This is a genomic window from Stenotrophomonas sp. GbtcB23 (assembly GCF_019091045.1).
GTDB classification, from domain to species: Bacteria; Pseudomonadota; Gammaproteobacteria; order Xanthomonadales; family Xanthomonadaceae; genus Stenotrophomonas; species Stenotrophomonas rhizophila_A.
The window spans coordinates 1-23,746 of the sequence record NZ_JAGXKC010000019.1 but is presented as its reverse complement, the minus strand read 5'-3'; the positions used below and the strand labels follow the sequence as shown (position 1 = coordinate 23,746).

The following is a 23,746-nucleotide window of genomic DNA, read 5'->3' as shown; positions in this document are numbered from 1 at the left end:
CTCCTGGTTCAACCGAAGGTGAAGGCATAGGCGTGCACACCCGGATCGAGGAACTCGATCTCGAACGTGCGTTCGCCAACGTCGCCGGACTGGCGGACCAGCTGGTACAGGCGGTGCTCGTTGACCGTGCCGCTGCCGTCGGCGCCGACATCGCCACCGGCCGAGGCGCCGGGCGGCTGGCCGTCGATGCGCACCCGGAACCGCACCGGCTTGCCGTCCGCACCCGGTGCCAGCACCAGGTGCAGGTCGCGGGCGTGGAAGCGGAACGCGATACGACCGCCGGCGCGTTGCAGCTGCGCGTCTTCGTTACCCACCGTCCAGCGCCCGGACAAGGCCCACTGGTTCAACGCGAACGTCGACGGCAGCGTGTAATCGGCGGGTGCGTCGCGGCGCTGGCCGTCCGGCGAGGCGAAGTTTTCCGCGCGCGAGTACCCGAGGTACGTCTCCGGCGATTTGAGGTTGGACATGTCGGCCTGCAGTTCCACGCCCGCGCGCGGTGCACTGGCGGCCATCGCCATGGCCTGTGCGGGCTCCTCGGGCAGCTTGGCACCGGCTTCGCGCAGCAGTTGGCGGATGATCCGTTCGGACTGCGCGTAGTTGCCTTCACCGAAGTGGTGCGCACGGATGCGGCCCTGCGCGTCGATGAAGTAGTGCGCCGGCCAATAGCGGTTGTTGAAGCCGCGCCAGATCGCGAACTCATTGTCGATCGCCACCGGGTAGTCGATCTTCAGTTCCTTCACCGCACGCTGCACGTTGCCCAGGTTGCGCTCGAAGGCGAACTCCGGGGCATGCACGCCGATCACCACCAGGCCTTGGTCGCGGTAACGCTGTTCCCACTCCCGCACGTAGGGCAGGGCGCGCAGGCAGTTGATGCAGGAATAGGTCCAGAAATCGACCAGCACCACCTTGCCGCGCAGGCCTTCGGCGGTCAGCGGCGGGCTGTTGAGCCAGCCGGTGGCACCGTCCAGCGAAGGCAGGGTGCCTTCCACCGGGAGCTCGGCACCGGCCGTTGCATCGGCGGCGCGCATCATCATCGCGGGACCGGCGTCAGGCGCCTGGCCGGGCAGCGTATCGAGCAGGCCCTGTTCCAGCCGCGCGGTGCTGACCGACGACAACCGGGTGAGCACGCCGGTGTCCCAGCCCATCGCAATGGCCACCACTGCCAGCAGTGCGGCCACGCCCAACGCGCGGCGGATCCACTCGCCCGCGCCCAGCCGCCGCTTCAGCGCGGTGAACACGCGCCCGCCAATCCAGATCGCCAGTGCCAGCGAGGTGGCCGCGCCCAGGGCATACGCCAGCAGCAACCCGCTGGTGCCCACGCTGGCACCCTGCAGGGCAGCGCCGGTGAGGATCAGCCCAAGGATCGGGCCGGCGCACGGCGCCCACAGCAGGCCGGTGGCCACGCCGATCAGCAGCGAGGTGCCCACCCCGCCGCGCCCGGCGTCGGTGGCCTTGTCTGCTGACGCACTGAGCCGTGCGCCCAGCCGCTGGAACGGCGACAGCAGGCGGTCGGCCAGGGCCGGCCACAGCAGCGCGAGCGCGAACAGCGCCATCACCACCAGCGCGATCCAGCGCCCGATCTGGTTGGCCTGCGCCACCCACTGGCTGCCCACCGCCGCCAGGCTGGCCACCACCGCGAACATCAGCGCCATGCCGATCAGCAGCGGCAGGCCGCTGCGCAGGAACGGACGGTCCGAACGGGCAAACACGAACGGCAGCACCGGCAGGATGCACGGGCTGAGAATGGTCAACACACCGCCCAGGTAGGCAAGTACAAGCAGGATCATCGAACGTTCCTTATCGGGGTAGCGCCGGGTCCTGCCCGGCTGCTTTATCGGCGTTACGTGCGGTTGGGTATCCGCACGCGTGTCTCTTCGTCAGCGGCGACGAAGTTCATCGCCACGCCGTTCATGCAGTAACGCAGCCCGGTCGGGCGCGGGCCGTCATCGAACACATGGCCCAGGTGGCCACCACAGCGCCGGCAATGCGCTTCCACGCGCAGCATGCCCAACGTGGTGTCGCGGTCCTCGCCAACGGCATCGTGCAGCGGCGCCCAGAAGCTGGGCCAGCCGGTGCCGCTGTCGAACTTGGTGGACGAGGAGAACAACGGCAGCGCGCACCCGGCACAGGTGAAGGTGCCGCGCCGGTGCTCCTTGTTGAGTGGGCTGCTGAAGGGGCGCTCGGTGCTTTGCCGGCGCAGCACGGCGTACTGCGCCGAGCTGAGCTGTTCGCGCCACTGCGCGTCGGTGCGCATCACCTCGAAGCGGCGCGTGGGTGCGGGTGCGGCGGGGGCCGACCCACTGCAGGCGGTCAAACCGAACAGGCCGGCCGCGGCGCCGATGGCGCCCATGCCGAGCAGTCTGCGACGGGTACAACGCATGGCGATCTCCCGGTCTGGAAACGATGGGGCCATGCTGCGCCCGGGCCGGTCAACGAATCCTCACGCAGGGTTAAATTTTCCGTGACACATTCAGGTCCGGATCTGGCCACAATGCGTTCACCTTCCTGCTGCCCGTCACCGTGCCAATGAGCAGTGCCAAGCGCGTCCTGATCGTCGAAGACGATGTCCACATCGCCAACCTGCTGCGCATGCACCTGCGCGACGAGGGCTATGAGGTCACCCATGCCGCTACCGGCGACGAGGGCCTGGCCCTGCTGGAGGCGCAGCCGTGGTCGGCGCTGGTCCTGGACCTGATGCTGCCCGGCGTGGATGGCCTGGAAATCTGCCGGCGCGCGCGCGGCATGGCGCGCTACACCCCGATCATCATCACCAGCGCACGCGCCAGCGAAGTGCACCGCATCCTGGGCCTGGAACTGGGCGCGGACGATTACCTGGCCAAGCCCTTTTCGATGCTGGAACTGGTGGCGCGGGTCAAGGCGCTGCTGCGCCGGGTGGAAGCGATGGCGCAGAACGCGCGCATCGATGCCGGTGAACTGGCGGTGGCCGGGCTGCGCATCGACCCGGTGGCGCGCACCGCGCAGGTGGAAGGGCGCGCGCTGGAGCTGACCCCGCGCGAGTTCGACCTGCTGTACTTCTTCGCCCGCCACCCCGGCCAGGTGTATTCGCGCATGGACCTGCTCAACCAGGTGTGGGGCTACCAGCACGATGGCTACGAGCACACCGTCAACACGCACATCAACCGGCTGCGCAACAAGATCGAACGCGACCCGGCGTCGCCGCAGCGCATCCAGACGGTGTGGGGCCGTGGCTACAAGCTGGTCGATGGCAACGAGGGTGCAGCGGCATGATCCGGTTGTCGTTGTCGCAGCGGTTGTCGGTGGCGTTCTTCGCGCTGCTGCTGGTGTGCTGCGGCGCGCTGATGGCGATCCAGATGCGCAGCACCAGCCTGCACGAGCAGGAAACCGTACAGCGGCTGTCGCGCGGGCTGGCCGAGCACATCGCGCGCAGCGGCGAGCTGATGGACGGTGGCGGCATGCGCACCGGCGAGGTGCGCGCGCTGTTCGGCAAGCTGATGGCGGTCAATCCCAGCGTGGAGGTGTACCTGCTGGACGACCAGGGCCGCATCCTCGGCCACGATGCGCCCACCGGCCACCTCAAGCGCGACCGCGTGGACCTGGCGCCGGTGCAGGCGCTGCTGCGCGATGAGCCGCTGCCGATCCTCGGCGATGACCCGCGCAGCGCGCGCGGGCGCAAGGTGTTCAACGCCGCCCCGCTGTTCGTGCAGGGGCGCCAGGCCGGCTACATCTACGTGGTGCTGGTGGGCGAACAGCGTGAGGCGCTGGCGGCCAACATCGCGGCCAATGCCACGCTGCGCACCACGCTGTGGTCGCTGGCGATCGTGGCCGGCATCGGGCTGCTGGCCGGTGCGGTGGCGTTCCGCTGGGTGACCCGGCCGCTGCGCCAGCTCACGCGACGCGTGCAGTCGTTCGACGTGGATGCGGCGGCGCCGGCGCAGGCGTTGCCGCCCACGCCGCTGCGCGCGGGTGAGCGCGATGAGCTGGCGATCCTGCAGCACAGCTTCGGGCACATGGGCCAGCGCCTGGGCGAGCAGTGGCAGCAGCTGCGCCAGCAGGACCTGCAGCGGCGCGAGCTGGTGGCCAACATCTCGCACGACCTGCGCACGCCGTTGTCGTCGCTGCACGGCTACCTGGAAACGCTGGCGCTGAAGGACGCCACGCTCAGCGCCGAAGAGCGCCAGCGCTACCTGGGCATCGCGCTGTCGCAGAGCCACAAGGTGGGCCGGCTGGCCCAGGCGCTGTTCGAGCTGGCGCGGCTGGAACACGGCGGGGTGGTGCTGGACCGCCAGGCGTTCTCGCTGCCGGACCTGGTGCAGGACGTCTTCCAGAAATTCGAGCTGGCCGCGCAGGCGCGCCGGCAGACGCTGGCGGCTGACATTCCACCTGGCCTGCCGGCCGTGGACGCGGACCTGGCGCTGATCGAGCGGGTGCTGACCAACCTGCTGGACAATGCGATCCGGCACACGCCTGAGGGCGGCCGGATCACGGTGACGCTGCAGGCGGCGCGGGGCGAGGTGCAGGTCAGCGTGGCCGACACCGGCCCAGGCATTCCGGCGGCGCGGCGCGAGGACCTGTTCCACACGCCCCCGGCATTCGGGAGCCAGCGGCCGGACAGCGGCGGGCTGGGCCTGCTGATCGTGCACCGCATCCTGCAGCTGCACCAGCGTGAGATCCAGCTGCTGGACAGCCGCGAGGGCGCGTTGTTCGTGTTCTCGCTGCCGAGTGCATGGGGGTCTGCCGGGAATGTATCCGGAGCCCAAGGTTGATTGATCCAGATCCCAATGGGCCCGTAACGGTTCCGGGCCCATGGTTGGTTAATCCCGATCCCAATGGGCACGCAACAATTCGTAGCCCCGGCCGTTGGCCGGACACCGCGCGCAGCGCGGCCCAAGCGTCCGAAGCCGGTTGCGTATTGCTCGCGGCCATCATCCCGACGTTTACACGTTCCGAAGAAGCCGTCAGGCGTTCATGGCGCCTGATACACGGTTTCGTTCTGGGCTGACACCCGGATGCAGGGCCGCGGCGACGGCATACCGTGCTACGGATGCTTGGGCCGCGCTGCGCGCGGTGTCCGGCCAACGGCCGGGGCTACGAATTATTACGTAACGTCCGTAGATTGGGATCAACCCACCACAGGCCCCGCACATCCGGAGGTTTCATGCGCGCACTCGTCTGCTTGACCCTGCTGCTGTCCGTCACCCCGTCTGCATTCGCCCAATCCTGCCCGGACACCTCGGCGCTGGAACCGGCGCGCGCGGTGGTACGCGACCTGCAGCGGATCACCACGCCGAACGGCATCCAGGAACAGTACGCCACGCCGATCGGCGGGGTGAAGCAGTGGCTCACCATCCGCGGCGAGGACCGGGCCAACCCGGTGATCCTGTTCGTGCACGGTGGCCCGGCCAGCCCGGTGACGCCGAGCGTGTGGCAGTTCCAGCGACCACTGGAGGAGTACTTCACGGTGGTGGACTGGGACCAGCGCGGTGCAGGCAAGACCTACGCGGAGGCGTCGCCGGACGCGATCGCGCCGACGCTGACCATTGAACGCTACGTGGAAGATGCCATCGAGGTGGCCGAGCACCTGCGCACGCAACTGGGCCAGCGCAAGGTGATTCTGATGGCGCACAGCTGGGGCACGATCGTGGCGATGCAGGCGGCGTTGAAGCGGCCGGATCTGTTCCACGCGTACGTGGGGATCGGGCAGATCATCAACCAGGTGGAGAACGAGAAGATCAGTTTCGATTACGGGCTGGCGCAGGCGAAGGCACACGGCAACGCCAAGGCGGTGGCCGAACTGGAGGCGATCGCGCCGTACCCGGGCAACACGCCGATCACGCGCGAGCGGATCATTACCGCGCGCACGTGGCCGCAGTACTACGGGGGGCTGACGGCCTACCGCGATGACTCGAAGTATTACTTCGGCGCGGCCAGGCTCTCGCCCGACTACACGGACGCAGACCGCTGCAACATCGACAAGGGCAGCGTGCTGTCGCTGGGGCCGTTGCTGCCGCAGATGCTGAAGGTGGATTTCAACCCGATCACCCGCTTCCCGATCCCGGTGGTGATGTTCATGGGCCGCCACGACTACACCACGCCCACCGCGCCGACCGAGCGCTGGTTGAACACCGTGCAGGCGCCCTACAAGCAGGGCGTGTGGTTCGAACATTCGGCGCACATGGTCCCGTGGGAAGAGCCGGGCAAGACGCTGTTGAGCCTGGTGCAGATCGTGCGCCCGCTCGCGCGGTAACCACCGCGACCATGCATCCGGATGCGCTGGTCGATTGATCCCAATCCCAATGGGCCCGTAAAAATTCGTAGCCCCGGCCGTTGGCCGGCTGCTCTTCGTTCCGGGATCATGAACGCCTGACGCGTGGCTCCGGAACGTGTAAACGCCGGAGTGTTGGATGGGATCGGTGGGCAACGGAGTTCGGACGGTTGGGCCGCGCTGCGCGCGGTTTCCGGCCAACGGCCGGGGCTACGGATTGTTACGTGATGTCCGTAGATCCGGATCAAACAACCAAAAAAAAAGACCCGACAGAGGGAGGGTTCTGTCGGGTCTTGGGATTGCGTGGGGGGAGGGACCCACGCAAATTCCGTTTGATGCAATGCAGCATACACCGATCGTGGTGCATTGCAACAATGCATTGCCGAAGTGGTCCGGATTAGGTTGAATCCGTTCAGAAACAACCGGTTGGGGCTGGGGCTCAACCGCGGTAGCGGCAGCCGGAGGTGCAGGTCTCGTGCACCGTCACCTCGCTCAGCGCCGGCAGGGCGGGCTTGAGCTCGTTCCAGATCCAGATCGCCAGGCGTTCGCTGGTCGGGTTTTCCAGGCCGGGGATGTCGTTGAGGTAATGGTGGTCCAGGCGGTCGTAGATCGGCTGGAAGGCCGCTTTGACGTCGCCGAAATCCATGATCCAGCCGGTGTGTTCGCCCGGCTCGCCCTCGACCTTCAGCTCCACCCGGAACGAGTGGCCGTGCAGGCGCGCGCACTTGTGGCCCGCCGGCACGTTGGGCAGGTGGTGGGCCGCTTCGAGGGTAAAGACTTTGAAGATTTCCATGGGCCCATTGTACGGCCATCCAACAAAAACATATCCATCCGGATGAAGAGATGTTACTTTTCGTTATATCCGCATGAAGCGATGTTATTGGCCGGTCAAGCCCTTGGCATGGACTACTGCGGAACTCGTCGTCCACCACTCCCATAGAGTTCATGCCCAAGCACACCCTTCTTGTGGCGGCCCTTTCCGCCGCCCTGGCTACGCCTTTGTCCGCGTTTGCCCTCGACGCCGCCGCTGGCCCCGATGCCAGCCCCGACGCCTCCGCCAGCGGCGAAAGCACAACCCTTGCCGCGGTGCGTGTCACCGGCTCCAACATCAAGCGCACCGACACCGAGACCGCCAACCCGGTGCAGGTGATCGGCCGCCAGGAAATCGAAGCCACCGGCAAGGCCACCGTTGCCGACCTGCTGCGCTCGATCTCGGCCAACACCGGCAACGCCAACAACGAAACCACCAACAACGGCTGGGCCTCGGGTTCGGCCGGCATCGGCCTGCGCGGCCTGTCGCAGAAGAACACGCTGGTGCTGCTCAACGGCCGCCGCCTGGCCAACTACGGCTTCCCCGCCGGCGGCCTTTCCGACACCTTCGTCAATCTCAATGCGCTGCCGATGGTCGCCGTGGAGCGCATCGAAGTGCTCAAGGACGGCGCCTCGGCCGTGTACGGCTCCGACGCCGTGGCCGGCGTGGTCAACATCATCACCCGGCAGAACTTCCAGGGTTCCGAACTGGGCGGCAGCGTCGGCACCGCCGACCAGGGCGGCCTGGACGAGCAGAACCTGAAGTTCATCGGTGGCATCGGTGACCTCGACGCCGATGGCTACAACATCCTGGTCAGCCTGGAAGGCTACAACCGTGAGCGCCTGGACCAGGACCAGCGCGACCTCACCAAGTCCGGCATCTACACCGACAAGCCCGGTGGCCGCTGGAACGGCTGGTCGGCCAAGGGCGCGCGCTTCCTGGTCAACGGCACCTCGGTGCCCATGCTCGACGCCAACGGGCAGTGCCCGGACAACACCACGCTGGTGCCCAGCGCGCCGATCGACGGCCTGGCCGGCAACACCTGCGGCTACAACCTCGCCCCGTACACCACGCTGATTCCCTCGACCAAGCGCTACCAGGCCTACGTCAACGGCACCTTCAAGGTGAACGACAACGTGGAAGCGTTCGGCGAAGTGATCTACAGCGAGATCAAGGGCGTGTCGTGGTTCGGCAGCAGCCCGTTCTTCACCCTGGAAAGCGGCCGCTTCGCGCTCAACGCCGATACCGGCCTGGCCGAGCCGGTGTCGTCCAACCTGCCGGCAAGCAGCCCGTTCAACCCGTACGGCCGCGCGATTCCGATCGAGTACACCTTCTTCAACCTCGGCCCGACCATCAAGACCAACCGCTCCACCGCCTACCGCGGCGTGTTCGGCCTGCGCGGCAGCCTGCAGGACTGGGACTGGGAAGTGGGCGCGTTCGGGGCGCGCAGCAGCGAGCGCGAGACCGTCTCCGGCGGCTTTGCCAACCGCTGGACCCTGGCCGATGCGCTGGCCACCGGCAGCTACAACCTGCTCGATCCGTCGGCCACCCCGCAGTCGGTGATCGATGGCATCAACCTGAGCACCCTGCGCCCGGCCGAGTCCGTGCTGCAGGGCGTGGACGCCAAGATCTCCGGCGGGCTGGGCAGCACCTGGGCGGGCCCGATCGGCTTCGCCGCCGGCCTGGAATGGCGCCGCGAAAAGCTGGATTCGGAAAACCCGTGGCAGATCGATGCGGGCCTGCAGATCCGCCCGGCCATCGCCGAAGTGCACGGCGAGCGCAAGGTCACCGCCGCCTACGCCGAAGTGAACGTGCCGCTGGCCGAGCGCCTGGAACTGCAGGCCGCTGCGCGTGCCGACCACTACAGCGATTTCGGCGATGCGTTCTCGCCCAAGCTGAGCCTGCGCTGGCAGCCGTTCGACATCCTGCTGGTGCGTGCCGCGGCATCCAAGGGCTTCCGCGCGCCGTCGCTGTCGGAGAACTCCAACAGCACCAGCATCGCCTACGGCAGCGTGATTGATCCGCGCGACCCGGACGTGCCCGGCTCGCGCCAGAACCCGACCTTCTTCACCGTCGGCAACAGCGACCTGAAGCCGGAGCGGACCAAGAGCTACAACCTGGGCCTGGTGCTGTCGCCGTGGTCCAACACCAGCCTGAGCGTGGACTACTACCGCATCGAACTGGAAAACCTGGTGGGCACCAACAACACCCAGACCCTGGTCACCAACGATGTGCCCGGCGCGGTTACCCGCGATGAGCGCGGCAAGCTGCTGGCGGTGTTCAACCGCTACCAGAACCTGAGCGAGCTCAAGACCTCGGGCTTCGACGTGGAACTGCGCCAGCGCTTCCCGACCGAGGCGGCCGGCGACTTCTCGCTGTCCACCGCGTTCACCCACGTGCGCGACTACAGCCGCCCCACCGTGGTCGGCGGCCCGCTGGTGGATTACGCCGGCAGCAACCTCGGCGCCACCCTGCCCAAGAACAAGGCCACCACCACGCTGGACTGGAGCTACGCCGATTTCCGCACCGCGCTGACCTGGTACTACACCAGCGGCTACGACCAGAAGGCCAGTGCCGCGGCCACGGCCGTGCAGGACCGGGTGGATTCGTACAGCCAGTTCGATCTGTACCTGGCCTACACCGGGCTGGAGAAGCTGACCCTGTACGCGAAGATCCAGAACCTGGCCGATGAGGAACCGCCGTACGACGCCTCGTTCCCGGGCATCCGCGCGCCGTACGACTTCAGCCAGTACGACCTGCGCGGCCGCTACTTCACCGTCGGCTTCGATTACCGCTTCTAAGAGGGGTTCGCTGTGTCCTTGTTCCATGGTTTGTCGCGTCCCATCATCTGGGTGGTGGGGGCGCTGTGGCTGCTGGCCGCGCCGGCGTTCGCACAGAGCGCCTACTTCTTCCCGCAGGGCGGCGATTTCGATCCCGCCATTCCCACCCCGCAGCAGTTCCTGGGCTACGAGATCGGCAGCCGCTACACCCGGCACGACCAGCTGGTGGCCTACTTCAACGAGCTGGCCAGACACTCCGACAAGATCAAGGTCGAGCAGATTGGCAGCAGCTACGAAGGCCGTCCGTTGCTGATCGCCACCGTCACCTCGGCGCAGAACCAGCAGCAGCTGGAAACCCTGCGCCGCCAGCACGTGACCCTGGCCGACCCGGCGCAGCCGCTGTCGGCCGCTGGCAACAGCCCGGTGGTGGTGTGGCTGGGCTACAGCGTGCACGGCAATGAAACCTCCAGTGGCGAAGCCGCGCTGCTCACCGCGTACTACCTGGTGGCCAACCGCAGTGCCGATACGGCCAGGTGGCTGCAGCAGGCGGTGGTGCTGTTCGACCCGGCGCAGAACCCGGACGGCCGCGACCGTGCGGCCAGCTGGCACGACGCCTATGCCTCGTCGCCGGCATCGGCCGATCCGGCCGACAAGGAGCACGTGGAGCCCTTCCCGCAGGGACGCACCAACCACTACTTCACCGACCTAAACCGCGACTGGCTGGCACTGACCCAGCAGGACACGCGGCCCAAGATCGCCTACTTCCACCAGTGGTACCCCAACGTCCAGATCGATTTCCACGAGATGGGCAAGGACAGCACCTACTACTTCGAACCGTCGCCGGCGAGCATGCACAGCCCGCTGTTGCCGGCGTCGTCGTACGCGTTCAACAAGACCCTGGCCAAGTACCACGCGCAGGCACTGGATGCGCTCGGCTCGCTGTACTACACCGGTGAGAATTTCGACAACTTCTCGCCGGTGTACGGCTCGACCTATCCGGACTTCCATGGTGCGGTCGGCGTCACGGTGGAACAGGCCAGCTCGCGTGGCCGCGTGCAGGAATCGGTCAATGGCCTGCTGACCTTCCCGTTCACCATCCGCAACCAGGTCGCCACCGGCCTGGGCACCGTGCGCGGTGCGGTGACCGAGCGCGACGGGCTGCTGAAGCTGCAGAAGGAATTCTTCCAGTCCGCCGTGAAGCAGGCCAACCAGCAGCCGGTCAAGGCGTTCGTGTTCGGCGATGCCCACGACCCGGGCCTGACCCGGCGCCTGCTCGACCTGCTGCTGCAGCATCAGATCACCGTGCAGGCGTTGAGCAAGGCGGTCACCGTGGACGGCCAGCGCTTCGAGCCGGGCAGTGCCTACGTGGTGCCCACCGCGCAGCCGCAGTTCCGCCTGGTGCATTCGATCTTCGCCGAGACCCCGCCGATCAAGGGCGACGTGTTCTACGGCAGCACCTCCTATGCCATCGCACCGGCCTACGGCGTGGCGTTCGCCGGCAGCCGCAGCCGTGTCGATGGCGGCGAGCGCATCACCCGCCTGCCGGCCGCCCGTGGTGGGGTGAGCGGTGGCCAGGCCGGCTATGCCTACGTGTTCGACTGGCGCGATTACAACGCCAGCCGCGCGCTGTACGCGCTGCAGGCCAAGGGTGTGCTGACCCGCGCCGCGTTCCAGCCGTTCACCGCCGCCACCGCGTCGGGTGAGCAGGCGTTCGCGCGCGGCAGCGTGGTGGTGCCGGTGGCCGGGCAGACGCTGGCTGGCGATGCACTGCTCGCTGCCGTGGATGAAGCGGCGCGCAGCAGCGGCGTACAGGTGCACGCCTTGGCCAGCGGGCAGAGCCGCAGCGGCATCGACCTGGGCAGCGACAGCGTCAAATCGCTGCGCAGGCCGGCGGTGGCGCTGGTGATGGGCGAGGGCGTGAGCGCCACCGAGATCGGTTCGGCGTGGTTCCTGCTCGACCAGCAGGTGCAGCTGCCGGCCAGCAAGCTGGACCCGGCGCAGCTGGGCAAGGTCAACCTGGACCGTTACACCACCATCGTGCTGTCCGGCGGTACCTACAGCGGCGTGGATGCCACGGCGGTGGCCGCGCTCAAGCGCTGGATCAACGCCGGCGGTTCGCTGGTGACCTACGGCAGCGCGGCCAAGTGGGCGATCGAGCAGAAGCTCAGCGATGAAGTGCTGGGTGCCGAAGAGAAGGAGCCCGAGGGTGCGCGCCGCGCGTTCGGCGACCAGCGCGACATCGCCGCCATCGAGCGGGTGAGCGGCAACATCCTCAGCGCCGACGTGGACACCAGCCACCCGCTCGGCTTCGGCCTGCCGCGCACCCAGCTGGCGATCAACAAGGAAAACGGGATCAGCTTCAAGCCCAGCCGCAATGCGTTCTCGACCGTGGTGCGCGTTGACGAGTCACCGCGGGTGAACGGCTACCTGTCCGAGGCCAACCGCAGCCGCGTGGCCGGCAGCGCCTGGCTGCTGGTGTCGCCGCAGGGGCAGGGCAACGTGGTGCTGTTCGCCGATGACCCGGCGCATCGCAAGTACTGGCACGGGACCGAGCGGCTGCTGCTTAACGCGGTGTTCTTCGGCAACCTGCTCAACCCGACCAAGCCACGCGGGTAAAAAAAAGGGCGACGCAATGCGTCGCCCTTTTCCATTGTGCAGCCGGCGAAACGATCAGCCGGCGCGGTTGCCGCCGCCCGGACCGCGACCGCCGCCACCACCGCCACGGCGCTGGCCGGTCGGCGCACCACCGCGCGGCGCACCGTTGCCGGCACCACGGCTTGCACCGCGACCGGCACCGTCACGCTGGCCGCCGCCGGTCTTGGCACCGGCATGGGCGTGGCGCGGGGCCTCGCCATGCGGACGGCGCGCGTGCTTGCGCGGCGAACGGTCGCCACCCGGCACTTCGGCCTTGCCCGGCGCGCTGTTGCCCCAGCGGATCGGGGTCTGCGGCTCGAAGCCGGGCACGTCGCGGATGTCCATGTCCTTGTCCAGCAGGCGCACGATCTGGCGCAGCAGCTTGGCTTCGTCCTGGGCCACCAGCGAGATCGCCTGGCCGGTCGAGCCGTTGCGGCCGGTACGGCCGATACGGTGCACGTAGTCTTCCGGCACCATCGGCAGGTCGTAGTTGATGACCTTCGGCAGCTCGTTGATGTCGATACCGCGCGCGGCGATGTCGGTGGCCACCAGCACGGTCACGCGGCCGGCCTTGAAGTCGCCCAGCGCACGCAGGCGCTGGCCCTGGCTCTTGTTGCCGTGGATCGCCGCGGTTTTGATGCCCGACTTCTCCAGGAACGTGGCCAGCTTGTCGCAGCCGTGCTTGGTACGGCCGAACACCAGGGTCTGCTCGCGGCTGTCCTGGGCCAGCAGGTGCAGCAGCAGGTCACGCTTGCGCGGGCCGTCAACCGGGTGCACGCAGTGTTTGATGGATTCGGCGACCGTGTTCTTCGGCGTGACCTGGATCTGCGCCGGATCGCGCATGAACTCCAGGGCCAGCTGCTTGATGCTCTCTTCGAAGGTCGCCGAGAACAGCAGGGTCTGGCGGTTCTGGCGCGGCAGCTTGGCCAGGATCTTCTTGATCGACGGCAGGAAGCCCATGTCCAGCATGCGGTCGGCTTCGTCCAGCACCAGGATCTCGATGCCCGACAGGTCGACGCTGCGACGCTCCAGGTGGTCGATCAGGCGGCCCGGGCAGGCCACCAGCAGGTCCACGCCACGGCGCAGCACGTCGAACTGGTTGCCCATGCCGACGCCGCCGTAGATGCAGGCGCTGGGAATGCGCAGGTACTTGCTGTAGCCGCGCAGGCTGTCATGCACCTGGGTAGCCAGTTCGCGGGTCGGGGCCAGCACCAGCGCACGCGGCTTGCGCGGGCCGTTCACGGCCTGCGGATTGGTGCCCAGGTGCTGCAGCAGCGGCAGGCCGAACGCGGCGGTCTTGCCGGTGCCGGTCTGCGCGCCGGCCAGCAGGTCGCGGCCTTCCAGGGCCAGCGGGATCGCCTGCTCCTGGATCGGGGTGGGGTTTTCATAGCCCTGCTCGGACAACGCGCGCAGCAGGAACGGGGCAAGGCCCAGGTTTTCAAAAGACATCGGGTGGAAGCTCCAAAGACGAAGTAACGCCAGGCCGAATGGCCGGACGCAAGGCAGATCGAGTTGATCGGCTGACTCGGAGCGTTCCCGTGAACCGCGCTGCGAGAATTGGGTGCAGCCGGCGCGGTGCGCAGACTGGAATGCATGACGAATGGCGTCGGAGTGGGGGCGGGCGAGGGACGGAAATCCCGATCGCCGGCGATCCCGAAGGGAAACGGACGGCCGCTGCAGACCCCGACAGTGTAGCGGAACCGCGCGAACAAGGCCAAATCCCCCGTTCAGGTTGAACAAGCGACTCCCGACGTATCCATGCCTCCCCGGCGCCCGTAGCAATTCGTAGCGGCCGGCCCCAGCCGGACGACCTTGGCGAGCGACCACGCCAGCATCATTCGGATGGTTTATGTTCGTTCTGCGGCACTGCGACTTGGCATGACCACGCATTTGGTTACACTCGAAACCTATTTCCTGCGATCCCCGGATATTCCCCCCCATGAAGCTTGGTTCTTTGAAGGAAGGCGGCCGCGACGGCACCCTGATCGTGGTCTCGCGCGACCTGCGCCATGGCGTCCGCGCCACCGGGATCGCCGCCACGCTGCAGCAGGCCCTGGAAGACTGGAGCCACCTGGCGCCGCGCCTGAACGCCCTGTACGAGTCGCTCAATGACGGCAGCGCCGATGGCGTGTTCGACATCGACCTGCAGGCACTGGCCGCGCCGCTGCCGCGCGCCTATGAATTCGTCGATGGCAGCGCCTACCTGCCGCACGTAGAGCGCGTGCGCCGCGCCCGTGGCGCCGAAGTGCCGGAAAGCTTCTACACCGACCCGCTGATGTACCAGGCCACCAGCGCCGGGTTCCATGGCCCGCGCGATGCCGTGAAGGTGATCAGCGAGGAGTACGGCATCGACCTGGAAGCCGAACTGGTGGTCATCACCGATGACGTGCCGATGGCGGTCACCGCCGAGCAGGCCGCCGGCCATATCCAGCTGGTCGGCCTGGTCAACGATGTCTCGCTGCGCAACCTGATCCCGGGCGAGCTGGCCAAGGGCTTCGGCTTCCTGCAGTCCAAGCCGCGCTCGGCGCTGTCGCCGGTGTTCGTCACCCCCGACGAGCTGGGCGAGGCCTGGCAGGACAGCAAGGTGCACCTGCCGCTGGTCACCCACGTCAACGGCGCCTGGTTCGGCGCGCCGGAAGCGGGCGTGGACATGCAGTTCAACTTCGCCCAGCTCGTCGCGCACGCGGCCAGGACCCGCCCGCTCGGCGCCGGTGCCATCGTCGGCTCGGGCACCATCGCCAACGAGGACACCAGCAAGGGGGCCTCCTGCTTTGCCGAGCAGCGCACCGTGGAAACCCTGCGCGACGGCAAGCCGAGCACGCCGTTCATGTCGTTCGGCGACGTGGTCCGCATTGAAATGTTCGACGCCGCCGGCGAGAGCATCTTCGGCGCCATCGAACAGCGCATCGAACAGGCGGCACGGCCCTGAACACCCCGGCCGACCGCATCGAGCTGTTCAGCTACTGGCGCTCCAGCGCGGCCTACCGCGTGCGCATCGGTCTGAACCTCAAGGGCCTGGAACACCAGATCACCCCGGTGCACCTGGTCCGCGACGGCGGCCAGCAGCACAGCGAAGGGTATGCCGCGCTCAACCCGCAGGAGCTGGTGCCCACCTTGGTGCATGGGGACCTGGTGCTGCACCAGTCGATGGCGATCCTGGAATACCTCGACGAGGTGTTTCCGGAACCGCCGCTGCTGCCCGACGATGCCCCGGGCCGCGCCCGCGTGCGTGCGCTGGCGCAGCTGGTGGCATGCGACCTGCACCCGCTCAACAACCTGCGCGTGATGCAGTTCTTCAGCGATACCTGGAACGTGCCGCAGACCGAGCGTGAGGACTGGACCCGGCACTGGATGACGGTCGGCTTCGATGCGATGGAACGGCTGCTGGTCGAGTCGGTGGACACCGGGCGCTTCTGCCACGGCGACACACCGACCCTGGCCGATTGCTGCCTGGTGCCGCAGCTGTTCAACGCCCGCCGTTTCAACGTGGATCTGGGCCCGTACCCGACCCTGGTGCGGATCGACGAGGCGTGCCTGGCCTTGCCGGCGTTCGATGCGGCAAGGCCGGAAATCCAGGCCGACGCATCGCCCTGAAACCGGGTACCGACCCACGGTCGGTACCTGCCGGTCAGAACCCGTGCGTGATCGCCGCCGGGGTCGCCGCCGAATAATCCGCGTACGGGTCATGCTCGCCGCTGCCGCCTTCGGACAGGCGGAACTTGAGGGCCAGTCCATCGCGCGAATCGGCCGCACGCAGCGCTTCTTCCTGCTCGATGATGCCGCCCTTGGCCATGCGGAACAGGCACTGGTCGAAACTCTCCATGCCTTCTTCCAGCGAGGCTTCCATCGCCGGCTTGATCTCGTGCACCTGGCCGCGGCGCAGCAGGTCGCGGATCATCGGCGTGTTGATCAACACTTCGGTGGCCGGCAGGCGGCGCCCATCCTGGCCCTTGACCAGGCGCTGGGAAATCACCGCGCGCAGGTTCAGCGAGAGGTTCATCAGCACGTTGCGGTGCGCGCTCTCGGGGAAGAAGTTGAGGATGCGCTCGATGGTCTGGTCGGCGTTGTTGGAGTGCAGCGTGGCCAGGCACAGGTGACCGGTTTCGGCGAAGGCGATGGCCGCCTCCATCGTTTCCGAATCGAGGATTTCGCCGATCAGGATCACGTCCGGCGCTTCACGCATCGCGTTCTTCAGCGCGTTGTGGAAGGCATGGGTATCCAGCCCGACCTCGCGCTGGTTGACGATCGACATCTTGTGCTTGTGCAGGTACTCGATCGGGTCCTCGATGGTGAGGATGTGCCCGGTCGTGGTGCTGTTGCGGTGGTCGATCATCGACGCCAGCGAGGTCGACTTGCCCGAGCCGGTCGAGCCCACCACCAGCACCAGCCCGCGCGGGGTCATGATGACGTCCTTGAGGACCTGGGGCAGGTTGAGCTCTTCGATGCTGGGAATCTTGCTGCGGATGGCACGGATCACCATGCCGACCTCGCCGCGCTGCTTGAACACGTTGACGCGGAAGCGTCCCGCATCCGGCAGGGCGATGGCCATGTTGAGCTCAAGGTCGCGTTCGAACTGGGGCACCTGGCCCTCGTCCATCAGCGAATAGGCGATTTTCTTGACCATCCCGGGCGGCAGCCCGGTATTGCCCAGCGGGTACAGCTTGCCTTCGATCTTGATGTACACCGGGGCGCCGGTGGTCAAGAACATGTCCGAAGCGTTCTTTTCGGTCATCAGCTTCAGGAAATAGCCGATATCCATGCGAAATGTTTCCCCAACAATCGGCGACATGCCATTGCAAGCACGCCGCAGGCTTCCGACAATGGCCGCGCACCTACTTCAGGCGAACGGCACCCCCAATGAATCCTAGCTTCGCACAAATGCGGCGTACCCCGTATGTAGTTTTGACGAGTTGCGTGATGGCGTGCGCATTCGCACTGGCCGGGACGGCCCTGGCCCAGGACGGCGCGCTCGAGCTCATGCAGGCCCGCCAGGCCGTGGACAAGGCCACCCAGGCCGACGCCGACCAGTACGCCCCGGACCTGATCGCCGTGGCCCGCCAGGGCCTGGAACAGGCCCAGGCCGCAGCGGGCGACCGCCGCGAGCGCAAGAACGCCCCGGCCCTGGCCGTGCGCGCCACCGCCGATGCCGACCTGGCCCGCGCCCGCAGCGAGGAGGCCACCGCCACGGCCCAGCTGCAGCTGCGCCGCAACGAGGTGACCCAGCTCGAACGCCAGCTGGCCGGGGAGGACCGCCGATGAAGGCCGCTGCCCTGCGCATCCCGCCCCTGCTGCTGGCCATCGGCCTGGCCTTGTCGCCGCTGGCCGGTGCCGCCGAAGACCCGGCCGTGGCCCAGCTCACCCAGCGCCTGATGGCGATCCAGGCCAACCCGGATGCGTCCGAGCTGGCCGCCTATGAGCGCCTGCAGGCCCAGCAGGCCATCGCCGCGCTGGCCAATGCCAAGCGCCGCGACCTCGACCAGGCCCGCTACCTGGCCGACCGCCGGGTCGAAATCGCCGAAACCAGCGTGCGCGCCGCCCTGGCCAAGCGCGAAGTGGCCACCCTCGAGCGCACCCGCAGCGACCTGCTGATCGAAGCCAGCCGCCGCGATGCCCAGCGTGCCCGCCAGGAAAGCGAGCGGCTGCGCGTGCAGGCCCAGATCCAGGCCGAGGAGTCCGAACGCCTGCGCCTGGCCGCCGAAACCGAAGCGCTGGCCCGCCAGGACGCCGAAACCGCCCTGACCAGCGTGGCCGGCAAGCAGACCGCGCGGCTGAGCGCGGCCCAGCAGAACGCGGCCAAGCTGGCCCGCGAAGAGGCCGAGCTGGTCTCGGGCAACAAGCTGCCGGGGTCGAAGTTCGACAGCCGCGGCGAGGTGTTCACCTTCGCCGGCGATGCCTTTGCCAGCGGCAAGGGCGCGCTCTCGGGCGGGGCCAAGGGCCAGGCCAAGGCGCTGGCCGAGTACCTCAACATCGGCAAGAAGGGCCGGGTCCGGATCGAGGCGTACGATGCCGCCGCCGGGGTAGGGCAGCAGCGTGCCGAAGCCCTGCGCGATGCCCTGGTGGGGGGCGGCGTGAGCGCCAGCCGCCTGCAGGTCAGCGGGAAGAAGGCGGCGGCCACCAAGGCGCGCTCGGCCGAGGTCATCATCGCTCCTTGATCGCCGGTGTCATGACCAACGGTCATGACCTACCTGGTTGCCTCTGTCATGACCAACGGTCATGACCTACCCGGTTGCCTCTGTCATGACCAACGGTCATGACCTACCCGGTTGCCTCTGTCATGACCAACGGTCATGACCTACCTGGTTGCATGTATTGGTAGGTCACGACCGTTGGTCGTGACCGCGTCAGAATGACGCAACCTCCTGTTTTTGTTTAAATTTCGTTGAATTGCGCGTTCAGGCTGAACCCCGGCTGCGCACCGTCCACGATTTCAGATGAAACCCTTGAACCGGCCCTTGGGCAGGCGTAGGGTCGATTGTCCGGGTGGCCTTCCGCGACCCGGACGATTGGAGGGCCGGGCCGATGCATCGAGGGCACGAACCAGAGCAGTCTGCAGGCCGGGCAACCCCGGTCGTGCGCCTGGGTTCTGCCTTGATCGCGGTGGATGCCGGCGCTCCTCCCGAAGCAACGCCCCGTGCCTTACCGGCCGGGGCGTTCTTGTTTGTGCTGTAGACGCGATAGGAGGTTCATCATGTTTGAAGGTCAGCCCCAGAGTGAAATCGACGCACGCCGCAAGAGCGATCCGGAATTCAAAGAGCTTTACGAACGGCACCAGAAGTTGAACAAGAAGTGTATGGATGCCGCGTTGGGCGTGAATCCGGTAGGCGACCTCACTCTGGGCCAGTTGAAGCGTGAGAAGCTTCTCACCAAGCAGCGCCTGCTGCGCATGTACGAGTCTTCCTCCCCCGTGCACTAAGGCCTGATCGTGCCGGCCCACGCCCGGCACCTGCCGCTGAACCTGCCGGCCCAGCGCCGGCACCGCCAAACGCCGCGGGCGGCGTCCGTCTCCTCGTCGACGGGCGCCGTCCGCGTCGCTCTTTCAGGGCCAGGGATGCATGGCGTGTCTCTACCATCTGTCGGATAATCGGGGGTCCGGCCGCCCTGCGGCGCGAATCGATGTGACCCGATGGCAATCCACTCCTCCGTACTCGACCTCATTGGCAAGACCCCGATCGTCAAGGCCCAGCGCCTGGACACCGGTGTCTGCGAGCTGTACCTGAAGCTCGAAAGCGCCAATCCCGGGGGATCCATCAAGGACCGCATCGGCCTGTCGATGATCGAAGCGGCGGAACAGCGCGGCGATCTCAAGCCGGGTGCGACGCTGGTGGAAGGCACGGCGGGCAATACCGGCCTGGGCCTGGCCCTGGTCGCCCAGCAGAAGGGTTACAAGCTCATCCTGGTCGTGCCGGACAAGATGAGCCGCGAGAAGATCTTCAACCTCAAGGCGATGGGCGCCGAAGTACGGCTGACCCGTTCGGACGTGGCCAAGGGCCACCCCGAGTACTACCAGGACATGGCCAAGCGCGTGGCCGAGGAAACCCCCGGCGCGTACTTCATCAACCAATTCGGCAACCCGGACAACCCGGCCGCGCACGAATTCGGCACCGGCCCGGAAATCCTGGAACAGATGGACGGCGACCTGGATGCCATCGTGTTCGGCTGCGGCAGCTCCGGCACCATGACCGGCCTGTCGCGCGCCTTCTCCACCCTGTCGCCGAAGACCGAGCTGGTGCTGGCCGACCCGGTTGGCTCGATCCTGGCCGAATACATCAATGACGGCGTGCTCAACGACAAGTCCGGCAGTTGGCTGGTGGAAGGCATCGGCGAGGACTTCCTGCCCTCGATCGCCGATTTCAGCCGGGTCACCAAGGCCTATGCCATCACCGACGCCGAAAGCTTCCACACCGCGCGCGAGCTGCTGGGCAAGGAAGGCGTGCTCGGCGGCTCCTCCACCGGCACCCTCCTGGCGGCCGCGCTGAAGTACTGCAAGGAGCAGACCACCCCGAAGAAGGTGCTGGTGCTGGTCTGCGACACCGGTAACAAGTACCTCTCCAAGATGTACAACGACTACTGGATGCTGGACAACGGCTTCCTGGAGCGCCCGCAGACCGGCGACCTGCGCGACCTGATCCTGCGCCCGTACGGCCAGCGCGACACCGTCGTGATTGGCCCGAACGACCTGCTGACCACCGCTTACCAGCGCATGAAGCTGTATGACGTGTCGCAGCTGCCGGTGATGGATGGCGAGCAGCTGGTCGGCATCGTGGACGAAAGCGACGTGCTGCTGCACGTGTACGGGGACGAGTCGCGGTTCCGCGACAAGGTCTCCACCGCCATGGTCAGCAAGCTGGACCGGCTGGACGTGAAATCGCCGATCGAAGCCCTGCTGCCGGTGTTCGACCGCGGCCAGGTGGCCATCATCATGGACGGCGGCAGCTTCCTGGGACTGATCACCCGGATCGACCTGCTGAACTATCTGCGACGCAGGGTGCAATAACAGCGCATTGACCGACGTTCAGCGCTGAATATCTGTTTATCCGCGTCAAAGATTGATTAAGCCCGCGCTGGTAGACTTCCGCTCCATTTAGGTAGGGCCCAACGGGGCCCTCAATCGCTGGGAATCCACATGTCCGACCCTGCATCCTCCGGGCACACCAAGCGCTCGCTCGCACTGGCCACACTGGCCATCCATGGCGGGCAGTCGCCCGACCCGAGCACCGGCGCGGTGATGCCGCCGATCTACGCGACCTCCACCTATGCCCAGGCCAGCCCCGGCGAGCACCAGGGCTTCGAGTACTCGCGCACCCACAACCCGACCCGTTTCGCCTATGAGCGTTGCGTTGCTTCGCTCGAGGGTGGCAGCCGCGGCTACGCGTTCGCCTCGGGCATGGCCGCCACCTCCACGGTGATGGAGCTGCTGGACGCCGGCAGCCACGTGGTGGCGATGGACGACATTTATGGCGGCACCTTCCGCCTGTTCGAACGCGTGCGCAAGCGCACCGCCGGCCTGCAGTTCGGCTTCGTCGACTTGACCGACATGGCCGCGTTCGAGGCTGCGATCACCCCGCAGACCAAGATGGTCTGGATCGAAACCCCGACCAATCCGATGCTTAAGGTCGTGGATATCGCTGCGGTGGCAGCCATCGCCAAGCGTCATGGGTTGATCGTGGTGGTGGACAACACCTTCGCCTCGCCGATGCTGCAGCGCCCGCTGGAGCTGGGCGCGGATCTGGTCCTGCACTCGGCCACCAAGTACCTCAACGGCCATTCGGACATGGTCGGCGGCATGGTGGTGGTGGGCGACAATGCAGAGCTGGCCGAGCAGATGGCGTTCCTGCAGAACTCCATCGGTGGCGTACAGGGTCCGTTCGACAGCTTCCTGGCCCTGCGCGGCCTGAAGACCCTGCCGCTGCGCATGAAGGCGCACTGCGCCAATGCGCTGGCCCTGGCCCAGTGGCTGGAAAAGCACCCGGCCATCGAGAAGGTCATCTACCCCGGCCTGACCTCGCACCCGCAGCACGAACTGGCCACGCGCCAGATGAACGGCTACGGCGGCATCGTGTCGATCGTGCTCAAGGGCGGGTTCGAGGCGGCCAAGCGGTTCTGTGAAAAGACCGAGCTGTTCACTCTGGCCGAATCGCTGGGTGGGGTGGAGAGCCTGGTGAATCATCCTGCCGTGATGACCCATGCCTCCATCCCGGTGGAACGCCGTGACCAGCTGGGCATCAGTGACGCGCTGGTGCGGTTGAGTGTGGGTGTAGAGGAACTGGGTGATCTTCAATTAGACCTTGAGAGGGCTTTGAAATGACCGTGGAAATTTCCTCGTCCATGGCGACGGCGCGGATTGATCGGCGACATCTGCGAGATACCGAGCTCACGCCACTGCGCGCACTCGGCTCCGACGTCGCCGATGGCATGCGTTCCTGGCGGGCGTGGCTGGCGCTGGCGATGATGGATACCAAGCATAAGTATCGGCGTTCGGTGCTGGGCCCGTTCTGGATCACAATCAGCATGTTCGTGCTGATTCTGGGTATCGGCCTGCTGTACAGCCAGCTGTTCCGAATGAACCTGCGCGAATACCTTCCTTACATCGCGCTGGGCGACATTGTCTGGATCTACATTTCCACGACGGTCCAGGAGGGCTGCACGACCTTCACTGCATCCGAAAACCTGATCCGCTCAATGCGCCTCCCGGCGACGTTACATGTGATGCGGCTGGTCACCCGCACCTTCGTTGTGTTCCTGCATGGCGCTGTGGCTTATATCCCCTTCGCCATCTACCTCAAGATTCAGCCTGAACTGGTCTGGTTCCTGGCTCTTCCCGGCATTTTCGCGATCCTGCTGGCCACCATACCCATCACTGCCCTCTTCGGCGTCATGGCGGCACGTTTCCGGGACCTGCAGCCTGCGATTGCGAATTTCATGCAACTGGGGTTCTTCATGACCCCAATCATCTGGAAGGCGGACATGTTGGGTCCGCACCGCTGGGTGGCCGATTTCAATCCCCTCTACCACTTCATCCAACTCGTTCGTGATCCACTGATGGGTAATGTCCCGCCGGATCATTCCTATTGGGTGGTAGGGGTCTTCATTGTGCTGGCCTACCTGATCGCCATTCCGGTGTTGGCGCGCAGCCGCCACAAAATCTCCTTCTGGGTGTGACATGACGAACATCAGTGTCGTCAACTGCAGCGTGCAGTTGCCTGTTTACGGAACCAACAACCGCTCCATGAAGGGTGCCATCATGTCCGCCGTCACTGGCGGCCGTGTAGCGCCGTCCAGCCGAAACGTCACTGTCGTCGATTCGCTCCAGGACGTTTCATTTGAGCTTCGCGAGGGCGACAAGCTTGGTCTGGTAGGGCACAACGGTGCAGGCAAAACCACTTTGCTGAAGACATTGGCTGGCGTATATGAGCCAACGTCCGGTTACGTGCGCAGTCGCGGGAGGATCGCCAATCTCCTGGACGTCACCATGGGGATGGACTTCGAGGCTACCGGCGTGGAAAACATCCGCCTGAAGGGCCTTCTGCACGGCCTTTCGCGCGCAGAGATTGCAGCAAAAATGCCATCGATCTGTGAATTCTCCGGACTCGGTCCTTACGTGGACATGCCTGTGCGTGTCTACTCGAGCGGCATGCTGGTCCGCCTGGCTTTCTCCATCGCCACCAGCTTTGACGCCGATATCCTCTTGATGGACGAGTGGCTGGGCGTGGGTGACGCGGATTTCAATGCGAGAGCGCAGCAGCGACTTTCAGAAATCGTCCAGAAAGCAAGCATCCT

The 23,746-nt window shown here is 66.5% G+C and carries 19 protein-coding genes; 14 read left to right on the top strand and 5 right to left on the bottom strand.

The window, feature by feature from the left end; translation table 11 throughout:
• Positions 1-8: 8 nt before the first annotated feature.
• Together KVS69_RS09780 and msrB are read right to left on the bottom strand one after the other, a co-directional pair.
• Positions 9-1,787, bottom strand: a complete 1,779-nt coding sequence (locus KVS69_RS09780) for a cytochrome c biogenesis protein DipZ (RefSeq protein ID WP_217537912.1) — start codon at positions 1,785-1,787, stop codon at positions 9-11.
• A 53-nt stretch (positions 1,788-1,840) separates the two neighbouring features.
• On the bottom strand, positions 1,841-2,380 hold the full coding sequence (msrB, locus tag KVS69_RS09775; RefSeq protein ID WP_217537911.1) for a peptide-methionine (R)-S-oxide reductase MsrB: 540 nt from the start codon (positions 2,378-2,380) through the stop codon (positions 1,841-1,843).
• A 146-nt stretch (positions 2,381-2,526) separates the two neighbouring features.
• Here msrB and KVS69_RS09770 point away from each other — a divergent pair, with 146 nt between their 5' ends.
• From KVS69_RS09770 to KVS69_RS09760, 3 genes are all read left to right on the top strand, one after another.
• A complete protein-coding gene (locus tag KVS69_RS09770; RefSeq protein ID WP_093532899.1) occupies positions 2,527-3,249 on the top strand; it encodes a response regulator transcription factor in 723 nt (240 codons plus the stop codon).
• A complete protein-coding gene (locus KVS69_RS09765; protein WP_217537910.1) occupies positions 3,246-4,745 on the top strand; it encodes a HAMP domain-containing sensor histidine kinase in 1,500 nt (499 codons plus the stop codon). The genes KVS69_RS09770 and KVS69_RS09765 overlap by 4 nt, the downstream gene beginning before the upstream one ends.
• Positions 4,746-5,137: 392 nt before the next feature.
• A complete protein-coding gene (locus KVS69_RS09760; RefSeq protein WP_217537909.1) occupies positions 5,138-6,226 on the top strand; it encodes an alpha/beta hydrolase in 1,089 nt (362 codons plus the stop codon).
• 457 nt (positions 6,227-6,683) lie between these two features.
• Here KVS69_RS09760 and queD read toward each other — a convergent pair whose 3' ends face one another.
• Positions 6,684-7,037: a 6-carboxytetrahydropterin synthase QueD gene (queD, locus tag KVS69_RS09755; RefSeq protein ID WP_068849013.1), complete on the bottom strand. Its 354-nt coding sequence runs from the start codon at positions 7,035-7,037 to the stop codon at positions 6,684-6,686.
• A 152-nt stretch (positions 7,038-7,189) separates the two neighbouring features.
• On the opposite strand from queD, the gene KVS69_RS09750 reads away from it, so the two are divergent.
• Together KVS69_RS09750 and KVS69_RS09745 are read left to right on the top strand one after the other, a co-directional pair.
• Positions 7,190-9,856, top strand: a complete 2,667-nt coding sequence (locus KVS69_RS09750) for a TonB-dependent receptor (protein WP_217537908.1) — start codon at positions 7,190-7,192, stop codon at positions 9,854-9,856.
• 30 nt (positions 9,857-9,886) lie between these two features.
• Complete coding sequence (locus tag KVS69_RS09745; protein ID WP_217537907.1) at positions 9,887-12,451, top strand: M14 family zinc carboxypeptidase; 2,565 nt, start codon at positions 9,887-9,889, stop codon at positions 12,449-12,451.
• Between the two features lie 54 nt (positions 12,452-12,505).
• Here the strand turns inward: KVS69_RS09745 and KVS69_RS09740 are convergent, their stop codons facing one another.
• Positions 12,506-13,918: a DEAD/DEAH box helicase gene (locus KVS69_RS09740; RefSeq protein WP_093532896.1), complete on the bottom strand. Its 1,413-nt coding sequence runs from the start codon at positions 13,916-13,918 to the stop codon at positions 12,506-12,508.
• Positions 13,919-14,408: 490 nt separating this feature from the next.
• On the opposite strand from KVS69_RS09740, the gene KVS69_RS09735 reads away from it, so the two are divergent.
• Both KVS69_RS09735 and maiA read left to right on the top strand, forming a co-directional pair.
• The gene (locus tag KVS69_RS09735; protein WP_184124587.1) at positions 14,409-15,398 is read left to right on the top strand and encodes a fumarylacetoacetate hydrolase family protein; all 990 of its coding nucleotides are present in this window, start codon (positions 14,409-14,411) and stop codon (positions 15,396-15,398) included.
• Positions 15,395-16,063 (top strand): maleylacetoacetate isomerase, encoded by a 669-nt coding sequence (gene maiA, locus KVS69_RS09730; RefSeq protein WP_254622117.1) that lies wholly within the window; start codon positions 15,395-15,397, stop codon positions 16,061-16,063. Before KVS69_RS09735 ends, maiA begins: the two co-directional genes overlap by 4 nt.
• 34 nt (positions 16,064-16,097) lie before the next feature.
• On the opposite strand, the gene KVS69_RS09725 is transcribed toward maiA, so the two are convergent.
• Positions 16,098-17,228, bottom strand: coding sequence for a PilT/PilU family type 4a pilus ATPase (locus KVS69_RS09725; protein ID WP_068849022.1), 1,131 nt, complete (start codon positions 17,226-17,228; stop codon positions 16,098-16,100).
• 98 nt (positions 17,229-17,326) lie between these two features.
• Here KVS69_RS09725 and KVS69_RS09720 point away from each other — a divergent pair, with 98 nt between their 5' ends.
• The 7 genes from KVS69_RS09720 to KVS69_RS09690 form a co-directional block, all read left to right on the top strand.
• Entirely contained in the window at positions 17,327-17,728 is a 402-nt protein-coding gene (locus KVS69_RS09720) for a DUF4398 domain-containing protein (RefSeq protein WP_217537906.1), read from the top strand.
• Entirely contained in the window at positions 17,725-18,621 is an 897-nt protein-coding gene (locus KVS69_RS09715) for a hypothetical protein (protein WP_217537905.1), read from the top strand. Before KVS69_RS09720 ends, KVS69_RS09715 begins: the two co-directional genes overlap by 4 nt.
• A gap of 536 nt (positions 18,622-19,157) precedes the next feature.
• Complete coding sequence (locus tag KVS69_RS09710) at positions 19,158-19,382, top strand: YdcH family protein (protein WP_068849028.1); 225 nt, start codon at positions 19,158-19,160, stop codon at positions 19,380-19,382.
• Positions 19,383-19,592: 210 nt separating this feature from the next.
• On the top strand, positions 19,593-20,963 hold the full coding sequence (locus KVS69_RS09705) for a pyridoxal-phosphate dependent enzyme (RefSeq protein WP_217537904.1): 1,371 nt from the start codon (positions 19,593-19,595) through the stop codon (positions 20,961-20,963).
• A 129-nt stretch (positions 20,964-21,092) separates the two neighbouring features.
• Positions 21,093-22,274: a cystathionine gamma-synthase gene (locus KVS69_RS09700; protein ID WP_217537903.1), complete on the top strand. Its 1,182-nt coding sequence runs from the start codon at positions 21,093-21,095 to the stop codon at positions 22,272-22,274.
• Positions 22,271-23,128, top strand: a complete 858-nt coding sequence (locus KVS69_RS09695; protein ID WP_093532887.1) for an ABC transporter permease — start codon at positions 22,271-22,273, stop codon at positions 23,126-23,128. The genes KVS69_RS09700 and KVS69_RS09695 overlap by 4 nt, the downstream gene beginning before the upstream one ends.
• Position 23,129: 1 nt before the next feature.
• The coding region (locus tag KVS69_RS09690) for an ATP-binding cassette domain-containing protein (protein ID WP_217537902.1) at positions 23,130-23,746 on the top strand (617 nt) is incomplete at its 3' end.